At 70.5% G+C, this 19,282-nt stretch carries 19 protein-coding genes and 2 pseudogenes; 13 read left to right on the forward strand and 8 right to left on the reverse strand.

The genetic code is table 11. From position 1 onward, the window contains the following. The first annotated feature begins 319 nt into the window (after positions 1–319). The 6 genes and pseudogenes from ACIBW9_RS25750 to ACIBW9_RS25775 all read left to right on the forward strand — a co-directional run bounded on the left by ACIBW9_RS25750 (position 320) and on the right by ACIBW9_RS25775 (position 5,202). Positions 320–1,315, forward strand: coding sequence for a Gfo/Idh/MocA family protein (locus ACIBW9_RS25750; protein ID WP_398958809.1), 996 nt, complete (start codon positions 320–322; stop codon positions 1,313–1,315). A gap of 103 nt (positions 1,316–1,418) precedes the next feature. Beyond that, the gene (locus tag ACIBW9_RS25755) at positions 1,419–1,727 is read left to right on the forward strand and encodes a hypothetical protein (protein WP_398958811.1); all 309 of its coding nucleotides are present in this window, start codon (positions 1,419–1,421) and stop codon (positions 1,725–1,727) included. A 79-nt stretch (positions 1,728–1,806) separates the two neighbouring features. Continuing rightward, the gene (locus ACIBW9_RS25760; protein ID WP_398958813.1) at positions 1,807–2,763 is read left to right on the forward strand and encodes a GlxA family transcriptional regulator; all 957 of its coding nucleotides are present in this window, start codon (positions 1,807–1,809) and stop codon (positions 2,761–2,763) included. Between the two features lie 28 nt (positions 2,764–2,791). Beyond that, positions 2,792–2,974, forward strand: a pseudogene (locus ACIBW9_RS25765) (helix-turn-helix domain-containing protein); the annotation flags it as partial. Between the two features lie 122 nt (positions 2,975–3,096). Beyond that, entirely contained in the window at positions 3,097–4,095 is a 999-nt protein-coding gene (gene gap / locus ACIBW9_RS25770) for a type I glyceraldehyde-3-phosphate dehydrogenase (RefSeq protein ID WP_398958815.1), read from the forward strand. Positions 4,096–4,242: 147 nt separating this feature from the next. Next, positions 4,243–5,202 carry a hypothetical protein gene (locus tag ACIBW9_RS25775; protein WP_398958817.1) on the forward strand — a complete coding sequence of 320 codons (960 nt, stop codon included), beginning with the start codon at positions 4,243–4,245 and terminating at the stop codon, positions 5,200–5,202. 22 nt (positions 5,203–5,224) lie between these two features. Here ACIBW9_RS25775 and ACIBW9_RS25780 read toward each other — a convergent pair whose 3' ends face one another. The 4 genes from ACIBW9_RS25780 to ACIBW9_RS25795 all read right to left on the reverse strand — a co-directional run bounded on the left by ACIBW9_RS25780 (position 5,225) and on the right by ACIBW9_RS25795 (position 9,636). Then, a complete protein-coding gene (locus ACIBW9_RS25780; protein ID WP_398958819.1) occupies positions 5,225–6,046 on the reverse strand; it encodes an SAM-dependent methyltransferase in 822 nt (273 codons plus the stop codon). A 132-nt stretch (positions 6,047–6,178) separates the two neighbouring features. After that, a complete protein-coding gene (locus tag ACIBW9_RS25785; RefSeq protein ID WP_398958821.1) occupies positions 6,179–7,414 on the reverse strand; it encodes an alpha/beta hydrolase family protein in 1,236 nt (411 codons plus the stop codon). Positions 7,415–7,533: 119 nt separating this feature from the next. Next, the gene (locus tag ACIBW9_RS25790) at positions 7,534–8,712 is read right to left on the reverse strand and encodes a permease (protein WP_398958823.1); all 1,179 of its coding nucleotides are present in this window, start codon (positions 8,710–8,712) and stop codon (positions 7,534–7,536) included. Between the two features lie 87 nt (positions 8,713–8,799). After that, the gene (locus ACIBW9_RS25795; protein WP_398958825.1) at positions 8,800–9,636 is read right to left on the reverse strand and encodes a DUF2182 domain-containing protein; all 837 of its coding nucleotides are present in this window, start codon (positions 9,634–9,636) and stop codon (positions 8,800–8,802) included. Positions 9,637–9,802: 166 nt separating this feature from the next. On the opposite strand from ACIBW9_RS25795, the gene ACIBW9_RS25800 reads away from it, so the two are divergent. Further along, positions 9,803–10,474: an enoyl-CoA hydratase-related protein gene (locus ACIBW9_RS25800; protein WP_398959667.1), complete on the forward strand. Its 672-nt coding sequence runs from the start codon at positions 9,803–9,805 to the stop codon at positions 10,472–10,474. Positions 10,475–10,570: 96 nt separating this feature from the next. After that, positions 10,571–11,173, forward strand: coding sequence for a methyltransferase family protein (locus tag ACIBW9_RS25805; RefSeq protein WP_398958827.1), 603 nt, complete (start codon positions 10,571–10,573; stop codon positions 11,171–11,173). A 210-nt stretch (positions 11,174–11,383) separates the two neighbouring features. On the opposite strand, the gene ACIBW9_RS25810 is transcribed toward ACIBW9_RS25805, so the two are convergent. Beyond that, positions 11,384–11,962: a TetR/AcrR family transcriptional regulator gene (locus tag ACIBW9_RS25810; protein ID WP_398958829.1), complete on the reverse strand. Its 579-nt coding sequence runs from the start codon at positions 11,960–11,962 to the stop codon at positions 11,384–11,386. 95 nt (positions 11,963–12,057) lie between these two features. On the opposite strand from ACIBW9_RS25810, the gene ACIBW9_RS25815 reads away from it, so the two are divergent. From ACIBW9_RS25815 to ACIBW9_RS25825, 3 genes are all read left to right on the forward strand, one after another. Next, positions 12,058–12,504 (forward strand): anthrone oxygenase family protein, encoded by a 447-nt coding sequence (locus ACIBW9_RS25815; RefSeq protein WP_398958831.1) that lies wholly within the window; start codon positions 12,058–12,060, stop codon positions 12,502–12,504. 72 nt (positions 12,505–12,576) lie between these two features. Beyond that, the gene (locus ACIBW9_RS25820; protein ID WP_398958832.1) at positions 12,577–13,002 is read left to right on the forward strand and encodes a DUF4267 domain-containing protein; all 426 of its coding nucleotides are present in this window, start codon (positions 12,577–12,579) and stop codon (positions 13,000–13,002) included. A gap of 198 nt (positions 13,003–13,200) precedes the next feature. Further along, positions 13,201–14,190 carry a phosphotransferase family protein gene (locus ACIBW9_RS25825; RefSeq protein WP_398958835.1) on the forward strand — a complete coding sequence of 330 codons (990 nt, stop codon included), beginning with the start codon at positions 13,201–13,203 and terminating at the stop codon, positions 14,188–14,190. A 51-nt stretch (positions 14,191–14,241) separates the two neighbouring features. On the opposite strand, the gene ACIBW9_RS25830 is transcribed toward ACIBW9_RS25825, so the two are convergent. Continuing rightward, entirely contained in the window at positions 14,242–15,000 is a 759-nt protein-coding gene (locus tag ACIBW9_RS25830) for an alpha/beta fold hydrolase (protein WP_398958837.1), read from the reverse strand. A gap of 102 nt (positions 15,001–15,102) precedes the next feature. Next, positions 15,103–16,026: an SDR family oxidoreductase gene (locus ACIBW9_RS25835; RefSeq protein WP_398958839.1), complete on the reverse strand. Its 924-nt coding sequence runs from the start codon at positions 16,024–16,026 to the stop codon at positions 15,103–15,105. Between the two features lie 85 nt (positions 16,027–16,111). Here ACIBW9_RS25835 and ACIBW9_RS25840 point away from each other — a divergent pair, with 85 nt between their 5' ends. Then, entirely contained in the window at positions 16,112–16,678 is a 567-nt protein-coding gene (locus ACIBW9_RS25840) for a TetR/AcrR family transcriptional regulator (RefSeq protein WP_398958841.1), read from the forward strand. Positions 16,679–16,698: 20 nt separating this feature from the next. Here the strand turns inward: ACIBW9_RS25840 and pstS are convergent, their stop codons facing one another. Beyond that, positions 16,699–17,841, reverse strand: coding sequence for a phosphate ABC transporter substrate-binding protein PstS (gene pstS, locus ACIBW9_RS25845; protein WP_398958843.1), 1,143 nt, complete (start codon positions 17,839–17,841; stop codon positions 16,699–16,701). A 405-nt stretch (positions 17,842–18,246) separates the two neighbouring features. Between pstS and ACIBW9_RS25850 the strand changes: the two are divergent. Beyond that, positions 18,247–19,282, forward strand: a pseudogene (locus ACIBW9_RS25850) (hypothetical protein); the annotation flags it as partial.

The following is a 19,282-nucleotide window of genomic DNA, read 5'->3' on the forward strand; positions in this document are numbered from 1 at the left end:
TCTTATGCTAGTGATCGGACCACATCAGCCACTCAGGGGGAGGGGGGCGCGGGTCGGCCAATTCCCCATGCTTTTCGGCCCCGTTGCCCGCACGCCGCGTCAACGCCTGGGCCAGGCCCAGTAGATGCCCGTCCCCCGGCTTTGCGTCACGGGCGGCAACGCGAACGCCTGTCCGGTCTTTCGCGCGGTCGGAGTCGCCTCCTCGCCGGCCCGCCCCGGCAATAATGACGTCGATCATGAACCCCTCCCAGCCTCTGCCATGCGTTCCTGAGGTACAACGGCAACCACGTACTCACGCACTACGGAAGGGCACGAGCCCATGACCGGAACACGCCCCGTCCGCTGGGGTGTCCTCGCCACCGGTGGCATCGCGCACGCCTTCGCCGAGGATCTGCGCCTGATCCCCGATGACGCCGAACTGGTCGCCGTGGGCTCCCGCAGCACCGACGCCGCCCGCAGATTCGCCTCCCGGCACGGGATAGCCCGGGCCCACGGCAGCTGGCAGGACCTGGCCGTGGATCCCGAGGTGGACGTCGTCTACGTGGCCACCCCGCACTCGGCCCACCGTGCGGCAGCCGCCCTCTGCCTGGAAGCCGGGAAGGCGGTGCTGTGCGAGAAGCCGCTCACCCTCAACCTGGCCCAGGCGCAGGACCTCGTGACGCTCGCCCGCAAGCGGAACGTCTTCCTGATGGAGGCGATGTGGACCTACGTCAACCCCGCCGTGCTGCGGATGCGAGAGCTGATCGCCGACGGTGCGATCGGTGAAATCCGCTCCGTGCACGCCGACTTCAGCATCACCGTGCCCTACGACGCCACGCACCGGCTGCACGACCCGGCCCAGGGCGGCGGCGCCGTGCTCGACCTCGGCGTCTACCCCGTCTCCTTCGCACACCTGCTGCTGGGTGCCCCCGACGCCGTCTCGGCCTGGGCACACCTGAACCAGGGGGGAGTCGACGACAACACCGGCATCCTGCTCGGCTACGACAGCGGAGCCGTCGCGGTGCTCTCCTGCTCCCTGAGCACCGAGACCGCACAGCACGCCTCGGTCAACGGCACCCTGGGCCGCATCGAGTTCGCCCGCGACTTCTTCCACGCGGGCGGCTTCGCCCTGCACCGCCGGGGCCACGAGCCCGAGGAGATCCGCCTGCCGGCCTCCCCGGGCAACGGTTACACCCACGAGGCCCTGGAGGTGGCCCGCTGCCTGCGCGCCGGCCTCACCGAGTCGCCGTATGTCCCGCTGGACGGCACACTCGCGGTCATGGCGACCCTGGACGCCGTACGCACAAGCATCGGAGTGCGCTACCCGGGCGAGTAGGTCAGCACACGAAGAGGCACATCAGGTGGGTCGCGAGGGCTGACCACACGCACCGGCTCGAGCCTGCGCCGCACGCCGCCCAGCCCCGCGAAGGGGCCCGACCATGGGCACCGCGATCGGCGTGCCCCTGACGGCGGCCGAACCCAGGATCACCGCGGCGGTCTTCGGCCTCCACTGGCGCGACGTCCTGGCCGAGAAGGCGAAGCAGCTCACCGTCCCGATCGAGTTCGACATGCAAGGGGACGACGAGTACGTCCCGCACGAGGCCGGTCTGGCGCTGTCCGGTGCCTTCGCCTCGGCGGAGAAGACCCTGCACGTCAACGCGGGCCGGCACAAGCAGCTGCCCCGGTTCGAGGCCGTGAGCCGCTTCTTCGCCCGCCGTCTGCGCCGGGTGGTCCCCTCACCGGCCTGACGTGAGGTGATCGAAGGGGTGACGGCGTCCGGCCATGTGCCGGGCGCCGATGGCGGCACACCCCTCGTACCCTTTTCCCGTGCCCAGCTCCCGCCTCCACCGCGTCGCCGTCCTGGTCCTGGAAGGCGCGAAGCCGCTCGATGTCGGCATTCCCGCGCAGGTGTTCACGACCCGGGCGAGCATGCCGTACGAGGTGCGGGTGTGCGGGGCGGCTCCCGGGCTGGTGACCGGCGGCGACGGGCTGGCGTACCACGTCGCGGACGGGCTCGACGCGCTGGCGTGGGCCGACATCGTGTTCGTGCCGGGCTACCGGTTCCCGGACCGCGAGGACCCGCCGCGGGCCGTCGTCGACGCGCTGATCGCCGCCCATGAGAGGGGCGCGCGCCTCGCGGCCATCTCCACGGGCGCCTTCGCGCTCGCCGCCACCGGCCTGCTCGACGGCAAACGCGCCACCACCCACTGGCACTACACGAGGGCCCTCGCGGAGAAGCATCCGCTGGTCCAGGTCGACGAGAACGTCCTGTTCGTCGACGAGGGCAGCGTCCTCACCTCGGCCGGCGCCGCCTCCGGCATCGACCTGTGCCTGCACATCCTGCGCGGCGACCTCGGCGTGGCCGCCTCCAACCACGCGGCCCGGCGCCTGGTCGCGGCCCCCTACCGCAGCGGCGGCCAGGCGCAGTACGTGCCGCGCAGCGTGCCCGAACCGCTCGGCGAGCGCTTCGCCGCCACCCGCGAGTGGGCCCTGCACCGGCTCGACGAACCCCTCAGCCTCGACACCCTCGCCCAGCACGCCGCGGTCTCACCGCGCACCTTCTCGCGGCGCTTCGCCGAGGACACCGGATACACGCCGATGCAGTGGGTCATGCGTGCCCGCATCGACCTCGCGCGTGAGCTGCTCGAACGCTCGGAGCGTGGTGTCGAGCAGATCGCGAACGACGTGGGTCTTGGTACCGGCGCGAATCTGCGCCTGCATTTCCAGCGCGTCCTCGGGACCACGCCGAGCGAGTACCGGCGCACCTTCACCCGCGGCGAATAGCCGGGCCCGGCGCCTGGCGCGATCCTTGCAGTGGGTCATGCGTGCCCGCATCGACCTCGCGCGTGAGCTGCTCGAACGCTCGGAGCGTGGTGTCGAGCAGATCGCGAACGACGTGGGTCTTGGTACCGGCGCGAATCTGCGCCTGCACTTCCAGCGCATCCTGGGGACCACGCCGAGTGAGTACCGGCGCACCTTCACCCGCGGCGAATAGCCGGGCCCGGCGCCTGGCGCGATCCTTGCGAACCATGGCGCTCACGCCACGGCCGCCCACGGCCCTCGCACGCGAGCCTGGTGGTGAACCCAGACGAGCCGCAGAGACACCAAGGGGTATTCATGACTCGCGTCGCCATCAACGGATTCGGTCGCATCGGCCGCAATGTGCTGCGCGCCCTGCTGGAACGCGACAGCAGCATCGAGATCGTCGCCGTCAACGACCTCACCGAGCCCGCCACCCTCGCCCGGCTGCTCGCCTACGACTCCACGGCCGGGCGGCTCGGCCGCCCCGTGACCGTCGACGGGGACACCCTCGTCGTCGACGGCCGGCGCATCAAGGTCCTCGCGGAACGCGACCCGGCACAGCTGCCCTGGGCCGAGCTCGGCGTCGACGTCGCCCTGGAGTCCACCGGCCGCTTCACCTCGGCCAAGGCCGCTCGCGCCCACCTCGACGCGGGCGCGAGGAAGGTCCTCGTCAGCGCACCCTCGGACGGCGCCGACGTCACCCTCGCCTACGGCGTCAACACCGACGCGTACGACCCCGAGCTCCACACCATCGTCTCGAACGCCTCCTGCACGACCAACGCGCTCGCCCCGCTCGCCGCCGTCCTCGACGAACTCGCCGGCATCGAGCACGGCTTCATGACCACCGTGCACGCCTACACCCAGGAGCAGAACCTCCAGGACGGCCCGCACCGCGACGCCCGCCGCGCCCGCGCCGCCGGCATCAACATCGTGCCCACCACGACGGGCGCCGCCAAGGCGATCGGCCTCGTGCTGCCCGGCCTCGACGGCAAGCTGTCGGGCGACTCGATCCGCGTCCCGGTCCCGGTGGGCTCGATCGTCGAGCTCAACACGACGGTCGCCCGCGACGTCACCCGCGACGACGTTCTGGCCGCCTACCGTGCCGCTGCCGAGGGCCCGCTGGCCGGCGTCCTCGAGTACTCCGACGACCCGCTGGTGTCCTCCGACATCACCGGCAACCCCGCCTCCTCCATCTTCGACTCGGCCCTCACCCGCGTCGACGGCCGCCACATCAAGGTGGTCGCCTGGTACGACAACGAGTGGGGTTTCTCCAACCGGGTGATCGACACACTGGAGCTCCTCGCGGCCGGCTGACCGTTGTGCCCGTCGCCCTCACCTCTGCCGAGGTGAGGGCGACGCGGTCGCGTCCGGGGCCGTATGCGACACCTGTGATGCGGCTGTGACGCGGAACTGTGGCCTCCACCACGGTCTGCCGCCCTCGGCCCCTGATGAGCTGGCCCCATGCGCGCAGCCGCCCCCCTCTTACTGCTCCTGGCCTCCACCCTCGCCCTCGCGGGGTGCGGGCAGCCGTCCGGCTCTCCGACGCCCGAGACCGGTCCCACCTCGTCGAACGACCCGCGATTCCTGCCGCTGGCCGCGTACGACCTGTCCGACGCCGGACACACCGTCGGCACGGCCCGTTGGACGCTCGCCAAGCGGTGCATGGTCCGCCTCGGGTTCGCCGACCTGAAGAACCTCGACATCGACCCCCTGCCCGACTGGCCCCGACGCCCGGCGGGCACGGGCGTGTTCACGGCCGTCGCATACGCCGACGACGACTTCCGCTACGGCATCCAGGACCCGCGGCAGGCCGCGCGCCACGGCTATCAGGCGGCGCGGATCGAGTACGAGCGCCGCTACCCGCGGAGGAACTGGACCCTCTCCCAGTTCCTCGCGCTCACCGGTGAGTTCTTCGGCGACGACCCGAAGTCCGTCCACGGACACCGCATCCCGCGCCGCGGCTGTCTCGGCGAGGCGGACCGTGCGATCTACGGGAGCAACCCGCAGGACCGCAGGAACCCGGTCCTGGAGCTGGAGTCCAAGAGCCTCCAGCAGGGCAGGAAGGACCCCGTCTGGAAGAAGGCGGACAAGGCGTGGTCGGCCTGCATGCGCACAGCGGGCTACCACTACGCCACGCCCTGGGACGCCCAGATCGGCGAGGACCGTCGGCGCGCCGAACTGGAGGCGCGGCTGACCGCGCGGCCCCAAGACCCCGACGCACCCTCGGCCCTGGAGAAGCAGACGGCGACCGCCGACGCCCGCTGCAAGCAGCGGACCGGCTACGTCCGCACCGTGCACGCCGTCGACGTACGCATCCAGAACGTGCTCATCGCCAAGAACCGGGCGAAGCTGGAGAAGCAGCGCCGCTGGAACATCGACGCGGTCCGCAAGGCCCACGACATCCTCGAGGGCCGGTCGTGACGACCGGCCCTCGACGGCCGTCTCAGGGTTTGCGGGCCACCCCGCAGAACTGCGTCACGTCGACGATCTCGCCGACCTCTGGCTGCTCCGCACGCCAGCGCGAGCACGACACCACGCCCGGCTCCAGCAGTTCCAGCCCCTCGAAGAAGCGCAGCAACTGCTCGCGGCTGCGGAGCCTCATCGGCGCCGAGCCCTGCTCGTTCCAGCTGGCCACCGCCGCCGTCATGGCCTCGGTGTGGACCTCGGCGGTGGGATGGGCGAGCGCGAGATAGCTGCCGGAGGGCAGGGCGGAGACGAGCCGGTCGACGATCTCGTACGCCTGCTCGTCGTCGCTCACGAACTGCATGATGCCCAGCAGCATGAGCGCCACCGGCTGCTTGAAGTCCAGCGTCCGGGCGGCGCCTTCGAGGATCGGACCGGGTTCGTGGACGTCGCCGTCCAGATAGTCCGTGACGCCCTCGGGGCTGCTGGTGAGCAGGGCCTGGGCATGCACCAGGACCAGCGGGTCGTTGTCGACGTAGACGATCCGCGTCTCGGGGGCCAGCCGCTGGGCGACCTCGTGCGTGTTGTCCGCGGTGGGCAGGCCGGTGCCCAGGTCGAGGAACTGGCGGATGCCCGCCTCGCCGACCAGATGGCGCACCGCACGGCCGAGGAACGCCCGGTCGGCCCGGGCGGAGTCGACGATCTCCGGGAAGTACTCCAGGACTTGGTCCCCCATGGCGCGGTCGGGGGCGTAGTTGTCCTTGCCGCCCAGCCAGTAGTTCCACACCCGTGCCGAGTGCGGGGTGGTCAGATCCAGCCGCGCCAGCACGGCCTCGCGGTCGGTGGCCGGTTCCTCGGTCATGACACGCTCCTCGTCCTGGACCGGCGGCCCCCTCGACCGCCGCCCCCTCGCGCCTGTGGGCAAGCGACAACGTAGCGGGCGGTGCAGGTTCAGGCCACCGATTCCCGGATCTTGACAGCCACCGCACAGCTCTCAGAACAACCGTGCCTCCGGAGGGCGGCCGGATGCGCCGTCCAACAGGCCGCCGTCGTCCCGCCCGCGCAGCCAGCGGTCGAAGAAGGCGGCGACGTAGGCCCGTTGGGCGGTGATCGCGTGCCGCGGGGCGATGGTGCCGATGTTCTCGACGACGGTCTTGCGGGGCAGGCCGAGCCCCCGGGCGATCTGCGGGATCATGGCTTCGGCGTCGGTGTACGTGGCGTGTTGCGCACCCCTCAGGCTCAAGCCCCGGTGCCAACCACGACTGTTCCGCCACAGGGCCCGCCAGGAGGGCACCGTGCCGAGGTCGTTGCCGTCCTTGCCGATCAGGAGGAAGGGGCGGTCGAGGCCCTCGGCGGCCACGGTGGACAGGTTGCCGGGGGTGCTGTCCTCCTGGACGTACGCGAGCACACCGTCCAGGTCGGCGGCTGCTGCGATGCGCGGGTCGTCGTGCATGGTCTGCAGGGCGGTGAAGCCGCCTGCCGACTGGCCGAACATGCCGATGCGGCCGAAGTCCAGCCTGCCGCACAGGACCTGGGGCAGGGCGCTCGGCAGTGCGTCGAGGAGGAAGCGGGCGTCGGCCACCCGTACGTCCATGGTCTTGCGCAACAGGGCGGTGATGCGCTGCTGGTCCGGGTACGCCTTGGCGAACTCCGCGGGCAGCACGGAGCGTTCGACGCGGCCGCCGGGGAACTCGACGGCCGAGGCGTCATAGGTGTGGTCGAGGGTCACCACGGCGTAGCCCCGGGAGGCGAGGTCGTCGCAGAGCGTCGTGCCCAGGGAGCGCGGGTCCCCGGCACCGGGGGAGTAGCAGACGACCGGGAACGGGCCACCGTCCCGAGCGACCGGGACGCCTTCGTGAGCGTGCGTACGGGTGGCCGCCCAGTCGACCCGGCTGCTCGGCACATCGGTGAAGCTGTTCAGGGCCGCGAAACCGGCGGCCTCGCCGGGAAGCATCTGAGGTGCGGCCGGACAGCCGCCGACGGTCCGGGCCGGATAGCGGATGCCGACCATGAGCTCCCGGTACGGCTGCGACGCGACCCACGGATCGGCCCGCGAGGCATCGACGAGCCGCAGCGAGACGGTCCCCACCGGGTACGGCCCGCTGGGCGCGGGCAAGGTCAGCCGCACCGGCCCGGCCGTGCGCGGCCCGGCGGCCGCCGCTCGTGCCGGGACGGCGGACGCTGCGAGTGCTCCCATGGCCGACAGCATGGCGGCACGACGGGTCGGCATGTCTCAACTCCCTTGTCTGTACGGGTGAAACGACCACGTCCAGACTTCTGGAGCCACCCGGTCGCCGACCATCCGGCAGGCCGGTCGATGCGCATGGGGGTTAACCCCACAGACCCTTCTCACACCTCCCCCGGAGTGTGGGTGTGCCCGTGCCCGTGTTCCCCGGCGTCGGGTGAGCCGCCCATCATCCGCAGCATGGCCGGGCCGCCGGTACGCCAGAACCGTACGAGCAGGGTCGCGGCCAGCAGCAGGAAGACGAGGTTGAGCCAGGTCGTGTAGTTCCACGTGATCCCTTCCTCGGGGACGGTGGCATCGGCCTGGTCGGGGATGAGGCCGAGCCCGCCGAATGCGAACTCGACGACGTAGCCGGCGACGGCCATCGCGGCGAAGAAGGTGCCGAGGAGGAAGAAGGCCGTCCGGGCGCCGTAGTACTTCCGGTAGATGTTCAGGATGGGCAGGATCAGCAGGTCGGCATAGATGAAGGCGATCACCCCGCCGAAGCTGATGCCGCCCTTCCACAGCACCACGGCCAGCGGCACGTTGCCGATCGAGCAGACGAACGTGGCAATGGCCACGAGCGGTCCGACCAGCGGGCCGATCAGTTTGGCGGCGAGCGGATGTTCCGCAAGGAAGAACGTGCGCCAGAAGTCGTCCGGCACCCAGGCCGCGATCGCCCCCGCGATCAGCAGCCCCGCCACCAGGTCCCGCAGGATCGCCGCCCACTCCATGACGAAGATGTGCGACACGGATGTGAAGCCGGCCCGGGAGAACAGGCGCCGCGCGAAGCCGCCCTCCGCCCGCACCGACATGTCCATGGCCGCGTGGCCCTCCATCGAACCCGCGATCCCGCGCTCGGCCTGCTCCCGCGCCCGGCTCAGCAGTCGCTCGCGCAGCAACAGGCGGAACAGCACGGCGAGTACGACGATCATGACCGGCCCGCCGACGAACTCCGCGGCCGTGAACTGCCAGCCCATGAGCAGCGCGAGGATGACGCCGAGCTCCACCACCAGATTGGTGGAGGCGATCTCGAACGCCATCGCCGCCGTGAAGTTCGCGCCCTTGCGGAACAGCGAACGGGCCAGGGCCACGGCCGCGTACGAGCAGGACGACGAGGCCGCCCCCAGCCCGGCCGCCAGGGTGAGCGTGCGCGGGCGGTCGTCACCCAGCAGCCGGACGACCGTCGACCGGCGCACCACCGCCTGCACCACGGCCGACAAGGCGAAACCCAGGATCAGTGCCCAGGTGACCTCCCAGGTCATGGACCCGGCGATGGACAGCGCGTGGCCGATCGCTTCCACAGGGCACCTACTTCTGCTTCCGGTGGGGGAATGGGTTCGCTGCTCAGTGCTGATGTGCCGTTCCGAGTGTCCAGCGAAGCAGGTCGGTCACATACCGTCCATCGACGGCATCGATCCCTGCAGTCCCGGAAGCAGCCAGTCCTGGAACGGGGCGAGCACGGCGAGCACGAGGAAGGCGACACCCATGGCCCGCGCGAGCAGTGGGCCGCGGGACCACAGTTTCTCGACGAAGATCACCACGGCCAGCCCGGCCATCGCCGCCACGTTCATCACCCCGAGCGGGATCAGGACGACCATCAGCCCCGCGCAGCAGCCGACACAGTAGGTGCCGTGATGGACACCCACCCGAAGGTCTCGGGCCGGCCGGCGGAACCCGGCGTAGCGCACCAGGTGGCTCAGGGGATCGCGACAGTGCCGCAGACAGACGTACTTGAGGGGGCCGAGCTGGTACAGGCCCGCCAGCAGGAAGGCCATCGCTCCGATCCAGCGTCCGGCGGTGGGATGGTCGTCCACCAGCGCGCCGGTGAGGGCCAGGGCCCCGTAGGCGAGGAGCCCGAACGCGGTCCACACCAGCAGATACCCGCCGACGAACCCGGTCGTGCGTCCGGTCCGCGTCCAGCCGGAGGACTGCCGTCCGATGCCCCGCACCCAGGTGATGGCCACCGGTGCCATGGACGGCAGCATCATGGCCGCCATCATCGTCACCCACAGCAGCAGGAACAGCGGCAGCGCCATCCCCATCGTGCCCGGCTCGACCCCCATGTCCCGGGCCTGCCCGATGGTCAGCGCCCAGGCGGGCACCGCGATCAGGACGACCAGAAGCCAGGCGAGCGCCAGGTCCCGCGTCGGCAGCAGGCCCCCACCCGGTCCGGTCGGCGCGGGCGACCGGGCGGATGCGGATGTGGAGGTCCGTATGTGACGCATCGGGGTGCTCTCCTGCAGACACTCCCAGGAGAGCACGCCATCTCAAGGGCCGCCAGCGCGGCGGAACGTCGGGGGAGGGCACCTCTTGCACGTTCCACCGGCGACTGCGTAAGTTACTTGTCGGTAGCAAAGGTGGCCCGTGACCGCCCAGCCCGAGGGAGCCGCCATGCCCGTACTCGACCGCCAAGACGACGTCTACGTCCTCGATCTCGGAGACGGCGAGAACCGTTTCCACCCCGACTGGATCTCCGCCGTCGACGCCGCGCTGGACGAGGTGGAGAAGGCGCAGGGGCCTCGAGCGCTGGTGACCACGGCGACGGGCAAGTTCTACTCCAACGGCCTGGACCTGGACTGGCTGTTCGCACACGCCGACCAGCACACGGACTACGTCGTCTCCGTGCACGCCCTCTTCGCGCGGCTGCTGTCCCTGCCGGTGGTCACCGTGGCCGCGCTGCAGGGGCACACCTTCGCCGCCGGAGCCATGTTCTCGCTGGCCCACGACTTCCGGGTGATGCGCGCCGACCGCGGCTTCTGGTGCCTGCCCGAGGCCGACATCAACATCCCCTTCACGCCCGGCATGTCCGCCCTCATCCAGTCCCGCCTGACGCCGCGGACCGCCCACGAGGCCATGGTCACCGCCCGCCGCTACGGCGGCCACGACGCCCTGGCCGCCGGAATCGTCGACCACGCCGTCGACGAGGACGGCGTCCGCACGACGGCCCTCGCCCTCGCGCGGCCCCTGGCCGCCAAGGCGGGCGACACGCTCGCCACCATCAGGACCCGGATGTACGCACCCGCCCTCGCCGCCCTGCGCGACACGGTGAACCCCTTGGGCTGAACGCAGGGACTCAGCCACCTCCGCCCGTGGGTGGAGGCCTCTCCATCGACCCGTGGGTGGTGGTGATCCACCGGGTGCGCGGAGCACGCTTGAGGCATGGGTTCTCTCCACTCGGCGCTCGTCGCTCTCAGCGGTGTCTGCATCCTGGTCTTCGTGGTGGCCTGGATCGTGGGCGCCGTCTACTTCGGCGTGAAGAGCCGGGCCGGCCTGCGCGGCTGGGCACACGGGCTTCGACACACGTTGCCTCGCCGGCTGCTGCTGGCAGCGGGCGTCCTCGCCCTCTCCACGCTGGTCCGTCACTCCCGCGGCTTCTGGCGCCATCTGCAGTTCTGGCAGCCCGAACTCGCCCTCCTGGGCGCTCTGCTCGCCGTCGCCTCCACCGCGCTGCTGCTGTGGGCCCGCTGGGTTCTGGGCACCATGTGGGCCGGCGTCCCGATGGTCCGGGACCACCACGAGCTGCGCACCGACGGCCCCTACCGGCTGGTCCGCCACCCGATCTACACCGGCCTGCTCGGCCTGATCGCCGGCTCCATGCTCGCCTGCGGCTTCGGCGTCTGGATCGCCTTGATGGTGGTCTCCATACCGTGGCTGCTGCGCCGGGTCCGGATCGAGGACGCCCTCATGGCCGGCCGGTTCGGCACGTCCTACGACGCCTACCGCGCTCGAGTCCCGGCGCTGATCCCTCATATACGCCGATGACGGTCCTTCTCGGCGGCTGTCGTGGTCGGGGTGGGCCCGGGCCGGGGCGCCGCTGACGCGGACCTTCCAGCCGGCGGTGCAGGTCGGAGCTGAACGTGGAGTGGCTCCCCAAGGCCGACCTGGGCCTGCGCCCACTGCGGATCCTCGGAGACCGCCCGCCTTGGCGAGGGCGACGAGGCGGGCAGTGGCGGGTCCCGTCAGGACGGTGGGTCAGATGACGGCGAGCCGGTCCACCAGCAGTTCCACCCGCTGCTCGGTGTCGCCCGGCGGCAGCCGTCCCTCCCGGGTCAGGGTGGCAAGGCCGTGCAGGGCCGCCCAGAACGTCTCGGTGTACAGCCCCGGGTGGACGCCGTCCCCGGCGACCCCGCCCAGGGTCTCCAGCAGGGCGGCGAAGGCGTCTTTCAGTGGCTCCGGTGTGTCCTCCTGCGCGTACGCGAGGCCGCCGTCGAGCTGGAACAGGGCGTCGTAGACGGCCGGGTTGCGCTCGGCGAAGTCCAGGTAGGCGCGGGCCAGTGCGGCGACCCGCTCGCGCGGGCCGTTCGCGGCGGAGGTCGCGGCCCGCACCGCCGCGGCCAGCTCGGCGGCGCCCTCGAGGGCGACGGCGCCGATGATCTCGCGCTTGCCACGGAAGTGGCTGTAGAGGACGGGCTGGCTGTATTCGATGCGCTCGGCGAGCCGGCGGGTGGTGACCGCGTCCCAGCCCTGTTGCTCTGCGAGTTCGCGGGCCGTCGCCACGATGAGGCGCTCGCGCTCGGCCCGTTCGCGCTGCTTGCGTTCCTGTACCGACATGATTCGAATCCTAGCACCGCTAGACAATCGAGCGGCAGTAGTACTAGCGTTGCCTCATCCGCTAGCAATGCTAGATCTCAGGAGAGGTCGTCATCATGCTCGCTGCACTCGAGGTCTTCACCACCGTGGTCGTCGGCGTGATGGTGGGGGTGGAGTTCTCCGTCGCCTTCGTCATCAACCGGATCCTCGACGCCCTCCCGGAGGACAGCGGCCAACTCGGCCATGCCCACGGGGGCCGGATGCTCGGCGCCGTCATGCCGTTCTGGTACATCGGCTCACTCGTCCTCGCCGGCATCTGGGCTGTCGCCGGGTGGCACCACCACGGCACCGGCCTCGTCGTCACCGCCGGCGCGCTGCTCATCCTCAGCGTGATCATGTCGGTTCTGCTGCTCGTCCCGATCAACAACCGGAACAAGACGTGGACACCGGACAACCGGCCCGCCGACTGGAAGCAGCAGCTGAACCGCTGGAACCGCTACCACTACGTCCGCGTCGCCGTGCTCATCGCCGCCTTCGCGCTGCTGGTCGCCGCCCTCGTCTGAGCCCGCGGTCTCACGCGCCGCAGGCTCCATGAAACGCACCAAGCTGACGAAGATTCGCTAAGGGGGAGAACAATGTCGCTGAAGAAGATCAACACCGTCCTGGCCGCCGCCTTCATCCTCTTCATCCTCTGGTTCGGAGGGGAGTTCATCCTGAGCCCGGAGACGACGGCGCCGACCTTCGGTCTGCCGAGCTGGCCGTCCGGCGACGGCGGTGGATTCCTGATCATCAAGGGAATCCGCGACGTCGTCATGGCCCTGGTCCTGGGCGCCCTGCTCGTGACGGGCCAGCGCCGGGCGCTGGGCTGGGCGCTGACGGTGGAGGCCCTCGCCGCATACGGCGACATGGCCACCGTGCTGGCCCACCATGGCTCCGTGGCCACCGCGCTCGGCGTCCACTGCCTGACCGCGACACTGATGGTGGCCAGCGGACTGCTGTTCCTGCGCGAGACCCGCAAGGCGGCGGCCGCTCCGGCGACGACCGCCCCGCATCCCGCCTGACGCCACCTTGGCGCGTGGGCGGCGGCCTGGGCCCGTATCCGCGAAGCACTTCCCCGCAGCGGACGCCCAGGCCTTTCCCGTTCCGGTCGGGATCACACCGGGAGCGGCATGTTCTGCCCGGTAGAGCAGACCCGTCGACTGCGCATCGCTGCTCCCGTAAGGTGCGCGGGTTGTCGTGACGGAGGGGCGGTTCGGGACGTGGCGCTCAGGGCGGCGAAGCGGGAGCAGTTGGCGAGTGCGGCGCGGGACGCGCTCGGCGCCGGGCGGCGGCTGGAAGCGGCCCGGCGGATCGCGGGCGGCAGCAAGAAGGGCGTGTACCGCCTGGTGATGGACGACGCGACGACCGCGATCGCCTACCTGTGGGACGACACCGAGAACTACTGGCCGACGGCCGAGGGCGACGACGACCTCACCGACCCGTTCTCGCCCGGTCTCGGACTCGACCTGTTCGAGGCGGCGCACGCGCGACTGGACGCGCTCGGCGTCCGCGTCCCGGCGATCCGACTGGTCGACCGCGACGGCGCCCACTGCCCGGCCGACCTCGCGATCGTCGAGGACCTCCCGGGCGAGAGCCTGGAGCACCTGCTCGCACGCGATCCCCGCGCGGCCGCCCCGGTCATGGCCCGGCTCAGGGAGGCGCTGGAGACGATGCGGCGTCACCGGGCGCCTGGCTATGGCAAGGTGGCCGTGGTCGAAGCAGGCGGAACGTCACGCGGGACGTCGTGCGAGGGCGTCGTACTGGAGCGGGCCCTGCGGGACCTCGCCGAGGCGGCGTCGCGGGACCCGCGGATCGCTGCGGTACGCGAGCGACTGGAGGAGCGACTGCTGGGCCTGGCGGCGGCGGTCCGGCCGCGCTCGCAGTACGCGGTCGTACACGGCGAACTGGGCCCCGACCATGTGCTGGTGGACCCGGACGGGAACCCGGTGTTGATCGACATCGAGGGCACGATGTACTTCGACGTCGAGTGGGAGCATGTCTTCCTGCGGATCCGCCTGCACGACGCCTACGGGCCGTTGGCGGCCGGCGGACTGGACGAGGACCGGCTCGCGCTCTACCTGCTGGCCCAGCGGCTCTCGCTGACGGCGGGGCCGCTGCGGCTCCTCGACGGCGACTTCCCCGACCGGTCGTTCATGGCGGGCATCGCCGAGCACAACCTGAGGCAGGCGCTGGAACTGATCCGTACCTGAACGCCTTTGGCTTCCTGACCCGTTCTGCCCGAGCCCCGGTCGGGGAGACGCTCAATGGACAGCGAGGAAATCCAGGATCGCCGCGGTGAGTTCCGGCCCACCGGCCGCCGTCCCGTGGTCTCCGGGCACCACCGCGCCGGTGCCCTTCGGCAGCGCCGCGGCCAACTGGTCGGCCGTGGCGCTGCGTTCGTCGTCGGCGCCGATCACCACGAGCGTCGGCACCTGGATGCGGCCGAGCTGCTCCATCGGCGTGGGCACGACCGAATCCAGTACGTGCAGCAGAGCCACCGGATCCGCGTCACTGGACCGGAGCCACTGGTCGGCCCGCTCCTCCGGCGAGCCCGGATCGAACGAACCCGACCCGGCGAAGACCCGCCGCAGAAATGACCCCGCCCCGCCGCCGAGGCCGAGCACCTCGCGCAGCCCCTGGCCGGCGACCACCGCTCGACCCGGTGTCGCGCCGCGCACCAGCATCCTCACCACCATGCGTGCCCCGAGTGAATATCCCCCGAGGTCGTAGTCGTTCAGTGCGAGGTGGTCGAGGAGCGCGAGACCGTCGTCGGCCAGCACGTCGGGCGGATAGCAGGCGGCGTCATGAGGCTTGGCGCTCCGTCCGTGCCCACGGAAGTCCGGCATGATCACGCGGTGTCCGCGTGCCTCGAACGTCTCGGCATGGCCGTGGCTGAGCCACATCGTCGAGTCCCCGGTGATGCCGTGCAGCAGCACCAGCGGTCTGCCCCGGCCCGCTTCCCGGTAGGCCAGGCGCACACCGTCACGGGCCGGGAAGTACGACACATCAGCATCTGGCATGCATCGGAGCGTATCCCGGGCGGTCCCACCGGCAGGTGGCGGTCGGTCCGGTCGTCGCGCGTGCAGGGCTTTCCTCTGCCGGCCGCGAGTACGGCCGCGAGGTCAGGAGGTGGTGGCCGGGGTGCGGAAATAGTGGCCCTTGTCGAGGTCGTCGAGGAGGCCGGGGCCCGTGGGCTGCCAGTCCAGGAGCTCGCGGGTCAGGGCGCTGGAGGCCGGGCCGTCGAGTGCCAGGAAGCGGCCCAGCCAGGCGAAGTGTTCCACTGCGGCCTCGGGAGCCACCGAGGCCACCGGCACATCGAGGTGACGGCCGATCACCTCGGCGATCTCGCGGATCGGGACGCCCTCCTCGGCGACGCCGTGCAGCACCGTGCCCGCCGGTGCCTTCTCCACCGCCAGGCGGAACAGCCGTGCGGCATCGAGACGGTGGACGGCGGGCCAGCGGTTGGTGCCGTCGCCGACGTAGCCGGAGACACCCTTGTCCCTGGCGATGGCGACCAGGGTGGCCATGAACCCGTTGTCCCCTTCGCCGTGGCAGGTCGGCGACAGCCGTACCACGGATGAGCGCACCCCGCGCGAGGCAAGTGCGAGCAGCGCCGTGGCGGTGGCGGAGCGTATGGACGCCGGCGAGCCGTCGACCGCGGGCATGTCCCGCTCGTTCGACAGCCGACCGGGCTTGAGGCCGACCAGCCCGGAGGCGAGGACAAAGGGGCGGTCGGTGCCGGCCAGTGCCTCGCCGAGAGCGTCGACGGCGCGTCGGTCGGCCTCGGCGGCGCCCTGGAAATCACCGGTGAAGGCGAGGTCGTGCTTGAAGGCGAGGTGCACCACCCCGTCCGATGCGGCGGCGGCGCCGGCCAGGACGTCGAGGTCGTCGACGGTGCCGCGGACCACGTCCGCACCGGCGGCGGCGAGGGCGGCGGCCGAGGCGTCGGAGCGGGCGAGCCCGACGACCCGATGCCCGGCGTCCAGGAGTTCGGGAACGAGGGCGGAGCCGATCCAGCCGGACGCGCCGGTCACGAAGATGCGCATGGGAGAGCCCCAAACTGTCGATGTCAGTGACTGTCATCGACGCTAGCATGTGATGTCAGGGGCTGTCATCACGTAGGATCTGCTCATGAGCAGATGGGAGCCGAACGCGCGCGAACGCCTGGCGAAAGCGGCGTTGGAGCTCTACGGCGAGCGCGGCTACGAACAGACCACCGTGGCGGAGATCGCCAAACGGGCCGGCCTCACCGAGCGGACCTTCTTCCGCCACTACGCCGACAAGCGCGAGGTGTTGTTCGGCGGTTCCAGCGCGTTGCAGGAACTGTTTGTGAACGCGGTCGCCGAGGCCCCGCAATCCGCGGCGCCGATCGACGGGGTCGCGGCCGGCCTTGAGGCGGTCTCCGTCGCGTTCGTCGGCCGCCACGGACACGCCCGGCGCAGACACGCCGTCATCTTGGCGAACGCGGTACTCCAGGAGCGCGAGCTGATCAAGCTCGCCTCACTCTCGGCCGCGCTCGCCGACGCCCTGCGTCGGCGCGGAGTGCCGGAGCCGGCCGCGAGCCTGACCGCCGAGGCGGGGGTCGCCGTCTTCAAGATCGGCTTCGAGCGCTGGGTCGAAGCGGCCGAGGAACGCCCCATGGCACAGTTCATGCGGGAGTCGTTGGACGAGCTCAAGGCCGTGACCGCGGGCGGCTGAAGCCTCTTGGTCCCGTCGGGTCAGGACAGGCTGTTGATCTTGCTGCGGACCTGGTTCACGATGGCGGCCGGGAGCGTCGCATAGCCCTCGAAGCTCAGGTCCTGCTGACCCTGCACGCCGACGATGTACGTCAGGAACGCCTTGGTGGCGGGCCATGTGGCCGGCTTGTTGCCCTTGTCGCAGACGATCTCGTACGTGACCATGTCGATCGGATACGCACCCGGGGTCTTGGTCGCGTAGTCGAGCTTGAGCACGAGGTCACCGTTGCCGGCGATTTTGGCAGTGGAGATCGCCTTGGAAGCCGTGAAGACACTGGCGGCGACGGGAGTGCCGGCGCCGGTGTCGATGGAGACGGTGGGAATGTCCCGGGCGATCGCGTAGGACAGCTCGACGTAGCCGATCGCACCCACCGTGTTCTTCACGTGGTCGACGAGGCCTGAGGACTTCTTGGCCGCATCGCCGCCCTTGGCCTTCCACTCCTTGCTGTGTCCGTGCGGCCAGGCGCTCGGTGCGGCGGCGCTCAGATAGGAGGTGAAGTTGTCCGTGGTGCCGGAGGAATCGGAGCGGTGGGACGCCCGGATCGCCGTCGACGGCAGCTTGGCGCCGGGGTTGAGTTTCGTGATCGCCGGATCGTTCCACTTCGTGATCCGGGAGTCGAAGACCTTGGCGAGCGTGGCGGCGTCCAGAACCAACTTCCTGACGCCCGGCAGGTTGTAGCCGATGGCGATAGGGCCGCCGACCGCAGGCAGGTGGATGGCCCGGCCGCCGTCGGAGCAGACGCTCTTCGACTGGGTGATCTGGGCGGCGCTCAGTGCGGAGTCGGAACCCGCGAAGGCGGTTTTGCCCTGCAGGAAATCGGTCTGGCCGGCGCCGGAGCCGTTGCCCTCGTAGCTGATCCGAGTGCCGGGACAGGCTCGCATAAAGTTCTTGATCCAGAACTTCATCGCGAACTCCTGCGCGGTCGAGCCGGAGGCCTTCACCTGGGCCGCCTTGCCGCACTTGCCGCCGCTGGCGGCCGTCGTGGTCGGCGCGACAGCCGTGGACGATCCGCCGGACGACGCGGACTTGCCGCTCGAGCCGCAGGCCGTCAGGAGCAAGGCACCGGAGACGACCGCTGAGCCTGCCGCCAGGGCGCGCGGCCTGCTCTTGCGCTGAGGCTTCACTCTTTGGTGCTCCTTGCTCGTGGGGCGGCCGGGGGTGGCGCAGTGGAGGGGTGATGGCCGTGGTTCGGGTAGCGGTCACTGCCCGCACCCTCGAGGAACTATACGCATCAAAGCGGACAATTGCGGTAATTGCCCCCTCGGTCTGGAGTCGTTTGCTGGGTGAGGTGCGCCGCCCGGGCGCGCATCCGGTGGGGCAGTGGCCGTCGCCTTCTGAACCTGGCCGGGGCATGAGCCCGTGCGGGCCGAACCCTCGCCGCCGGCCGGGCCAACTGGCCTCCCGCGCTACACCATCCGGTGGCTTATGGCCGTCAGAGCGTTATTCATGTCTCCGATTTTCTGATCATTCCACTATCCGGCTCTTGGTACTGACCGGCCGTCATGAAGCCCCGAACCGAGTCGAGGAGAGTGGAGAAGATGACGAAATCGCCGCGATGGCGATCCGTTCTGACGCCAGCTGTCATGGCTGCCGCCCTTGGCGCCGCCGCGCTGTCGAACGCGGGAACCGCCTACGCCCAGCACCTCACCACCCCGCACCCGCCGTCCCCGGCACCGCCGGCCCATCCGGCGCATCCGGAGGAGCCCGCATATCCGGCTCAGCCCGCGCACCCGGAGAAGCCGGCGCATCCGCAGGAGCCTGCGAAGGCCGCGTACCCGGAGCATCCGGTGAAGCCGGCGTACCCTCAGCATCCGGTCAAGCCTTCGTATCCGGAGCATCCCGTGAAGCCGGCGTATCCGGAGCACCCGGTGAAGCCTGCTTATCCGCAGCATCCGGTGAAGCCGGCGTATCCGGAGCATCCGGTCAAGCCTGCTTATCCGCAGCATCCCGTGAAGCCGGCGTATCCAGCGCAACCGGTCAAGCCTGCTTATCCGGCGAAGCCCTCGTATCCGGAGCATCCGGTGAAGCCTGCGTACCCCGTGAAGCCGGCGTATCCGCAGCAGCCGGTGAAGCCTGCGTACCCGGTGAAGCCTGTCAAGCCTGCTTATCCTCAGCAGCCTGTGAAGCCCGCTTATCCGGCTCAGCCTGTGAAGCCTGCGTATCCCGTGAAGCCGGCTTATCCGCAGCAGCCGGTGAAGCCTGCGTTCCCGGCGAAGCCTTCGTATCCGGAGCATCCGGTGAAGCCGGCTTATCCGCAGCAGCCGGTGAAGCCTGCGTTCCCGGAGAAGCCTGCGTACCCGCAGCAGCCGGTCAAGCCCGCCTTTCCCGAGCACCCGGTGAAGCCTGCGTTCCCGGTGAAGCCCGCGTATCCGGAGCATCCGGTGAAGCCTGCGTTCCCGGTGAAGCCCGCGTATCCGGAGCACCCGGTGAAGCCTGCGTTCCCGGAGAAGCCCGCGTATCCGGAGCACCCGGTGAAGCCTGCGTTCCCGGAGAAGCCTGCGCATCCGGAGCAGCCGGTGAAGCCCGCGTATCCGGAGCATCCGGTGAAGCCTGCGTTCCCGGAGA

Source organism: Streptomyces sp. NPDC049541, assembly GCF_044465725.1.
Taxonomy (GTDB): domain Bacteria; phylum Actinomycetota; class Actinomycetes; order Streptomycetales; family Streptomycetaceae; genus Streptomyces.

Bases quoted from the DNA above. Each gene is read 5' to 3' on its own strand.
- ACIBW9_RS25750 (WP_398958809.1), top strand. From the start codon at position 320: ATGACCGGAACACGCCCCGTCCGCTGGGGTGTCCTCGCCACCGGTGGC.
- ACIBW9_RS25755 (WP_398958811.1), top strand. From the start codon at position 1,419: ATGGGCACCGCGATCGGCGTGCCCCTGACGGCGGCCGAACCCAGGATC.
- gap (WP_398958815.1), top strand. From the start codon at position 3,097: ATGACTCGCGTCGCCATCAACGGATTCGGTCGCATCGGCCGCAATGTG.
- ACIBW9_RS25775 (WP_398958817.1), top strand. From the start codon at position 4,243: ATGCGCGCAGCCGCCCCCCTCTTACTGCTCCTGGCCTCCACCCTCGCC.
- ACIBW9_RS25780 (WP_398958819.1), bottom strand. From the start codon at position 6,046: ATGACCGAGGAACCGGCCACCGACCGCGAGGCCGTGCTGGCGCGGCTG.
- ACIBW9_RS25785 (WP_398958821.1), bottom strand. From the start codon at position 7,414: ATGCCGACCCGTCGTGCCGCCATGCTGTCGGCCATGGGAGCACTCGCA.
- ACIBW9_RS25795 (WP_398958825.1), bottom strand. From the start codon at position 9,636: ATGCGTCACATACGGACCTCCACATCCGCATCCGCCCGGTCGCCCGCG.
- ACIBW9_RS25800 (WP_398959667.1), top strand. From the start codon at position 9,803: ATGCCCGTACTCGACCGCCAAGACGACGTCTACGTCCTCGATCTCGGA.
- ACIBW9_RS25805 (WP_398958827.1), top strand. From the start codon at position 10,571: ATGGGTTCTCTCCACTCGGCGCTCGTCGCTCTCAGCGGTGTCTGCATC.
- ACIBW9_RS25810 (WP_398958829.1), bottom strand. From the start codon at position 11,962: ATGTCGGTACAGGAACGCAAGCAGCGCGAACGGGCCGAGCGCGAGCGC.
- ACIBW9_RS25815 (WP_398958831.1), top strand. From the start codon at position 12,058: ATGCTCGCTGCACTCGAGGTCTTCACCACCGTGGTCGTCGGCGTGATG.
- ACIBW9_RS25820 (WP_398958832.1), top strand. From the start codon at position 12,577: ATGTCGCTGAAGAAGATCAACACCGTCCTGGCCGCCGCCTTCATCCTC.
- ACIBW9_RS25830 (WP_398958837.1), bottom strand. From the start codon at position 15,000: ATGCCAGATGCTGATGTGTCGTACTTCCCGGCCCGTGACGGTGTGCGC.
- ACIBW9_RS25835 (WP_398958839.1), bottom strand. From the start codon at position 16,026: ATGCGCATCTTCGTGACCGGCGCGTCCGGCTGGATCGGCTCCGCCCTC.
- ACIBW9_RS25840 (WP_398958841.1), top strand. From the start codon at position 16,112: ATGAGCAGATGGGAGCCGAACGCGCGCGAACGCCTGGCGAAAGCGGCG.